The sequence below is a fragment of the Halopseudomonas oceani genome (assembly GCF_002903165.1).
In the GTDB taxonomy this organism is placed as follows: Bacteria; Pseudomonadota; Gammaproteobacteria; order Pseudomonadales; family Pseudomonadaceae; genus Halopseudomonas; species Halopseudomonas oceani.
Genome location: NZ_PPSK01000006.1, coordinates 180,869 through 187,078 on the forward strand (window position 1 = coordinate 180,869; position 6,210 = coordinate 187,078).

General features: G+C 57.2%; 5 protein-coding genes and 1 pseudogene. 2 read left to right on the top strand and 4 right to left on the bottom strand.

Features of this window, described 5'->3' with window-relative positions:
- Positions 1-8: 8 nt before the first annotated feature.
- From C1949_RS08995 to C1949_RS09010, 4 genes are all read right to left on the bottom strand, one after another.
- Positions 9-959, bottom strand: a complete 951-nt coding sequence (locus C1949_RS08995) for a sodium-dependent bicarbonate transport family permease (protein ID WP_104738144.1) — start codon at positions 957-959, stop codon at positions 9-11.
- Between the two features lie 82 nt (positions 960-1,041).
- Positions 1,042-1,395, bottom strand: coding sequence for a DUF7352 domain-containing protein (locus C1949_RS09000; protein WP_104738145.1), 354 nt, complete (start codon positions 1,393-1,395; stop codon positions 1,042-1,044).
- Positions 1,396-1,471: 76 nt separating this feature from the next.
- Complete coding sequence (locus tag C1949_RS09005; RefSeq protein ID WP_104738146.1) at positions 1,472-2,389, bottom strand: LysR family transcriptional regulator; 918 nt, start codon at positions 2,387-2,389, stop codon at positions 1,472-1,474.
- A gap of 88 nt (positions 2,390-2,477) precedes the next feature.
- Complete coding sequence (locus tag C1949_RS09010) at positions 2,478-3,212, bottom strand: substrate-binding periplasmic protein (protein ID WP_104738147.1); 735 nt, start codon at positions 3,210-3,212, stop codon at positions 2,478-2,480.
- 448 nt (positions 3,213-3,660) lie between these two features.
- On the opposite strand from C1949_RS09010, the gene rsgA reads away from it, so the two are divergent.
- A complete protein-coding gene (rsgA, locus tag C1949_RS09015) occupies positions 3,661-4,815 on the top strand; it encodes a ribosome small subunit-dependent GTPase A (RefSeq protein WP_104738148.1) in 1,155 nt (384 codons plus the stop codon).
- Between the two features lie 333 nt (positions 4,816-5,148).
- Positions 5,149-6,210: pseudogene (locus C1949_RS09020) on the top strand (hypothetical protein); the annotation flags it as partial.

The following is a 6,210-nucleotide window of genomic DNA, read 5'->3' on the forward strand; positions in this document are numbered from 1 at the left end:
CAGGGCCGCTAGCCGGTTAGCCGTTGCAGGATGCCCGCGTACAGCTCAATACCCACCAGCACGTTGAACGGGAAGGTCACGCCCAGCGAGGCCAGCATCACCAGCCCGATGTCGGCCTCCTCAACGGCGTGCCGCACGGCCACCGGGGCTGCGATATAGGAGGCGCTGGCGGTCAGCGTGGCGAGGATCACGGTGGTGCCCGGTGCCAGCCCCAGCAGTAGTCCGGTAAACATGCCGGGCATTGCAAGCAGGGTGGGCATGCACAGGGCAAAGGCGATAACCCGCCAGTGCTGCAATCGAACCTTGCGCAGGGTTTCCGCGGCCACTAGCCCCATCTCCAGCAGGAACAGCGCGAGAATCAGGGCGAAGCCGCTGGTCAGCGCGCCAGTGACCTGGCTACCGCCTTGCTTGCCGTACAGCAGGCCAATCACCACGCCGCCGACCAGCAGAATCACGCTGCGGTTAGTCAGCGTCTCCTGCCAAAGCGGCGTGCTGGCAACCGTCTGGGGTTGGCCGGGTGAGCTACTGAGTCGGCGATACAGCCATAGCCCGGTGATAATCGCTGGCAGTTCCAGCAGCACCAGGTACAGCGTGACCTGCCCGCTTACCAGCATTCCGCGTGACTCGGTCCAGGCCAGGGCGACGGCAAAGGTGCCAGCGCTGACCGAGCCGTAGTGGGCGCAGAAGCTGGCCGCATCAGCGACGTTGAGTTTGACCAGGTGACGCAGCAACGGGTACAGCATTAGCGGGATAAGGAAGCCGAGCGCCGTTACCGCAAGCACTTCGCCGAGCAGCGACCAGTGCAGGTTGCCGTGCAGGGCCATACCGCCCTTCAGACCGATGGTCAGCATCAGCAGCAGCGACAGGATGTCGTAGACCGCTTTCGGGATGGCCAAGTCCGAGCGCAGGGAGCCAGCGATCAGACCGAGGATGAAGAACATGACGATGATGTCGGGCATGGATGTGCTTCCGTAGAGCCGGTTGGATGAATTGCGCGCAAAAAAGAGCCCCGAAACGGGGCTCTTTAACTCAGCGTTTGGATCAGGCGCTTAGTCTTAACTCGCTGTGCGCCGGTGTTGGGTGTTGTCCTTCGGGGCTGGCTTCCTGCAGATCGCTGGCCTGCACCACCTCGTAGACATGGAAGGCCTCCGGGCCGAACGGGTCAATCGCGGTATCGATGTAGCGGTGGCTGACCGGCACCGGGACACCGGACCCGACCACCAGGAACTGATGCTCGGTAACCGGCAGATCGATCTTCAACGGTTCTTCGACCCACAGGTAAACGCGTTTCTGTGCGAGTACGTACTCACAGCGTACGATTCGGAAGCCCTCGCGCAGTGCCAGGCTGGTGGTGTGCTTGTCGCTAGCCAGTTGATACTGATGGATGGTTTTCATGACCTGTCTCCGAACAGTTTTCGACAGGCCTAGGATCGCGAATAATGGATTCTTGATAAATCGAGCTTTTTGGATTTTATAGATCGGTTTTTTCGATGCTGTCATCGAGTTCCGGTCGTGCTTTCAACAGCGCAGTCACAGCTGCGTTGCCGCTTGAGCGGGCCCGGGTGACTGCGTAAAGGGTTTCTCTGACTTCCTCGATCGAACCGATGCACTCCACCTCATATTGTCGGCAAACCTCGTCGCTGATCACCGTCGGGGCCGCAAAGTACCCTAATCCCTGACGCCCGAAGACCTTGATCAGTGCGCTATCGTCCACTTCAGCGACGACATTGATGCGGATTCGCATGGTGGCGAACCAGTTCATCAACTCGTTGATATAGGGCGCATTGATGGAGGTGGTCAGAAACGGCTGGCGGTCGAGACTTTGCGGAAATCCGGGCCTCAGCCGTGCGCCAAGTTCGGGAGTGGCGAACAGCGATATCGACGAGCTTGCCAGTCGAGTCGCCCGGAACTGCCCCGCGTCCTTGAAGTCAGGCTGACGGTCCGTCAAGAGAATATCCAGTTCCCGCTGCCCGAGCTGCTTGAGCAACTGCCCCGTTTCGCCGGTCTGGCAGACCAGATGTACCGGTCTGGGCAGCGCCAGCGCGGGTTCAGTCAGGTGGTAGGCGATCAGTTTGTGGATCGATGCGGCGATGCCAACCGAGAGGTTCAGCGGCCGCTCTTCCGGTGGCTGCTGCAGGATATCGGTCAGCGACTGAACCGACTGAAATATATCGTCGGCATAGGCGAATACGGTTTTGCCGAAGTCGGTCAACTGCAGTGATCGATTGGCGCGTTTGAACAGCGCGCTGCCCAGTGTCGCCTCAAGGGTCGCCAACTGGCCGCTCAGGGTCTGCGGTGACAGGTCGAGACTCTCGGCCGCCCGGACAATCGAGCCTGAGCGAGCGATCATCCAGAAATAGTGCAGGTGGCGAAGGTTGAGGTGTTCCACGGGGCTGCGCTCTTCGGCTGGAGGGATGATGTGTTGCCGGCTCGATGGTAGCAGTCCTGCGCCGGCCGCTGTCCATTACGCCGCGACGCTATTCGTAGGCGAGGCGAATCTGCTCCAGTTTGCCGCTGCTGCGCAACTGGTCAAGCGCCTCTGCCCAGCGGGTAACCACGGCCTCTGCACTGTCGCGGCTGAAAGCGATGTAGAGGGAAGAGCGAAACAGCTCCAGCGGAATCTGTCGCAGGGCGCCTGCGGGTATCTGCAGGCGCTTGCTGTAGTAGGCCACCCCGGCCGGGGTGTCGCCGACAATGATCTGAGTGCGGCCGGCCAGCAGCATGCGATACAGCTGCACGTTCTGGTTGGCGCTGCGATCAATATTTCTAAAACCAAGGGATTCAAGAGTGTCGGGTACCAGACCGGCATGCCGGGTGGTGATGCGCGGCGCCTGCATGAGCTGCGCCAGCGAGTGTATGGGCACTTCGCTGCTGGCTAGCTGGTACGGGTAGATAGCTTCCTCAGCGATGGGGCCAACCCAGCGGTAGCTAGACTCGCGCTCAGGCGTGCGAAACAGCGAGTACATGATCGTTTTCGGCTGCTGGCGAAGGTCGTGGGTTGCCCGCATGCTGGGCACCACCTCAATCGGGAAGTCGTCACCGGTGAGTGCCATGATTGCACGCACAATCTCGGTCGTCAGTCCGGTCAGTTGTCCGTCCTGCAGGTAGTTGTAGGGTGCCCACTCCTCAGTCACGATCCGATACTCATCCGCCTTGGCCCTTGCGCCGAGCAGGATGCAGAGCAGTGTGACGAGCAATACGCTGTGCTTCACGAGACAGTCTTGGGTCTGATGAGGATCGGTGTGCCGCTAGCTGCAGCATAGTCAAACGCGGGCGAGAGGTACAATCAGCGCGGCAAGCAGGCGTAGCAATTCACCCCTGAAAATCAGCTACAGCCGCATAGCGCCCAAGAAGCAGACGGTTGAGTACTGAGCGAATGGCCGGCATGCGCGGCCAGACATAGCCATCTTTCTGCGGCCTTGAGCATTGAGCTTGGAGAGTTCTTGAGTTGAACTCTCCAGGTGGCTAACATCAATCAGCGGCGCCCGATTCAGCCCGCATCATTTATCGAGGTTTGGATGTTGGATATTGCAGTAATCCGATAACCAGAACCCTGCACACGCAGGGTATTCAGGTTATCGCGGTCACAAACATGTGCAGGCCACCAGCAGGTGGTTTGCGGTTTTTGCTCGTCCTGATTACTGCAAATGGATTTTCAACATGACTACTTCCAAGCCGAAGCAAGCGGCTCTTCATAAGCTTGCCCATGATTGCCACACTGCCGATACACGCGGCGACTCAGGTCGCTCTGTGCCTATCGCATGCGATCACCATAAGGATTTATCGCCGCCTGACAGATATTGTCGCCAAGGCGAGTCCATCGCCAGAGTGACTGCTGTTGATCGCGATCAATACACAGTCAGGAATTCCGAGAAGGAAGTGCCTGCCAAGCTAACGGGCAAAGCCATTCACTCCAGCGCATCTTCTGTCGATCTGCCTTGCGTCGGTGACTGGGTCAGCGTCAGGTATCACGACTCCGGTGCCCATGCGAGCATCCTTGAGGTGCTGCCGCGCAAGTCGTTTCTGCGGCGGAGAAAGCCTGGCGCCAAAGTTGAGTTCCAGATGATTGCCGTCAATATCGATTTGGCCTTCATTGTTCAGTCCTGTTACGTTGACTTCAATGTGCGAAGACTGGAGCGCTATCTGGTGATAACGAGCGAAGGGGGGATTGAGCCAGTGATACTGCTGACCAAGAGCGATTTGGTCAGTCCGGTTGAGCTGGAGCAATTGATCGCGAGGATCCGCGACGCCGGGATAAGCGCCAGAGTCATCGCGCTAAGCAATGTCAGTGGAAATGGCGTTGACCTGGTTCGCGAACTGATTGAGCCCGGGAAGACCTACTGTCTGCTCGGCTCATCCGGCGTAGGCAAGACAACGCTCATCAATCGTCTGGTTGGTGGCTCCGACCTGACTACCAGCGCAGTCAGCGCTTCCGGCGAGGGCAGACATACCACCACCCGGCGTCAGCTGATCGTGCTTGAGCAAGGTGGGTCTTTGATCGACATGCCTGGTATGCGCGAATTGGGGATGCTTGGCCTCGGTGAAGGTATCGACGATAGCTTTAGTGATATCCAAGCGTATTTGCACGAATGTCGGTTTGCCAACTGTACGCATACCAGCGAACCGGGCTGCGCCATTCGGGAGGGTATCGCTAACGGGGAGTTGGACCCGGAGCATTTCCAAAACTATCTTAAGCTCAAGAAGGAATCCGAGTTTCACGAGATGTCGAATCTTGAAAAACGCAGGAAGGATAGAGCGTTTGGAAAGTTCGTGCGCTCTGTCAAGAAAGGCAAAGGAAGGCAGGATAGGCACTAGGATCAAAGGACAAGCGCGCTAGTAGAACTGACGCTTCCCAGCAGGCTGGGAAGCGTTTTTTCGACTCAAACATGGAGCCGATTGGCTGTTTGGAATGCCCCCCTAAAAGACAGGAGCCAGCCTGTCGGCATCTAATGAATGCTTCTGACCGGTTTCAGCCTTTTGTGACAGGCGCCTCTCGGCCAAGAGCAGTCACTCAGAGGTGTCTACAAAACTAGGGGCAATTCAATCCCGCCGAGACTTAGGCGGGTATTTCTAAATCGAGTAGCGCGACTCCCGTATGCGATTATCGCCAAGCTGCGTCATACCTTAGGCCGGTGGCTCGAGAAGAATTTGGTTGCGACCCTTGAGTTTGATAATGATCTCGGTTGGGTCGTATACGATCACATCGTGGCCGGAATCCTAAGCGGTGGAGCAGACACGGTGAAAAGCGGGCTTGGCGAAGTCCGCCAAGGTGGGCAAGTCACTCAACGGTCCCGACGTACACTCGACCACGCAATCAATGGCCCTATTGGCATGTGTGCTGAGGCTCTGTTTCATGCGGTTTCCAAGGAGGAGAAAGAGGCTGGATCACTCATCCCTGATCACATCAAGCTTCGTATAGAGCGCCTTTTTTCGGCACCTGGTGAGGGTTCGGATCATGCGGTGTCGATAGTGAGCAGAAGACTGAACTGGCTCATGTTCGTTGATCCCGTCTGGACTGAGGGGCGTCTTATTCCAATGTTGGAATTTGATCATCCTGCTTCGGAACCTGCGTGGAACGGGTTTCTTCATTGTGGGCAGGTGCCATGGCCGCCATTGGCCGCAATCATAAAACCGCTTCTGCTTCGTCTTTTTCCGTGGGTCGAAGGCTTTTCCTGGAGCCAAGAATTCTCAAACATCGCCGCCCAATGGCTGGGCTTCATGCGGGTATTCCACCCGAATGAGCAGAGCGGTCTCTCACAAGTCGAAATGCGTTCGGTTTTGCGGGCAATGTCTGATGAAACTCGGAATCGATTCATTTTCTGGTTGGGTCTAGTTGGAAAGGAAAACGAGAATGGTTGGGCCGAACACGTCACCCCCCTAATCAATGAGGACTGGCCAAGAGAGCGTCGATATAGGACTGCTGCATCAATGAGGTCCTGGATTGGCTTGCTTGTGCACACCGGCGATAGTTTTCCAATCGTCTACGAGGCGATGAATAAGTTTGTGGTACCGGTGGAGACAAATGACTATCCGTTCTACCGGTTCACCGGAGAGATCCGTGATGAAAAGCCGATTACCGTTCTATTCCCTGAAACGACGCTGGGTTTGATGAACAGAGCTACACCTCAGGTTCTCACCCGTCCGTCATATGAGCTACCGAAGGTGCTAGCACTGATCGCGGAAACCGAACCTAACCTGACATTAGATCGG

Bases quoted from the DNA above. Each gene is read 5' to 3' on its own strand.
- C1949_RS08995 (WP_104738144.1), bottom strand. From the start codon at position 959: ATGCCCGACATCATCGTCATGTTCTTCATCCTCGGTCTGATCGCTGGC.
- rsgA (WP_104738148.1), top strand. From the start codon at position 3,661: ATGACTACTTCCAAGCCGAAGCAAGCGGCTCTTCATAAGCTTGCCCAT.
- C1949_RS09000 (WP_104738145.1), bottom strand. From the start codon at position 1,395: ATGAAAACCATCCATCAGTATCAACTGGCTAGCGACAAGCACACCACC.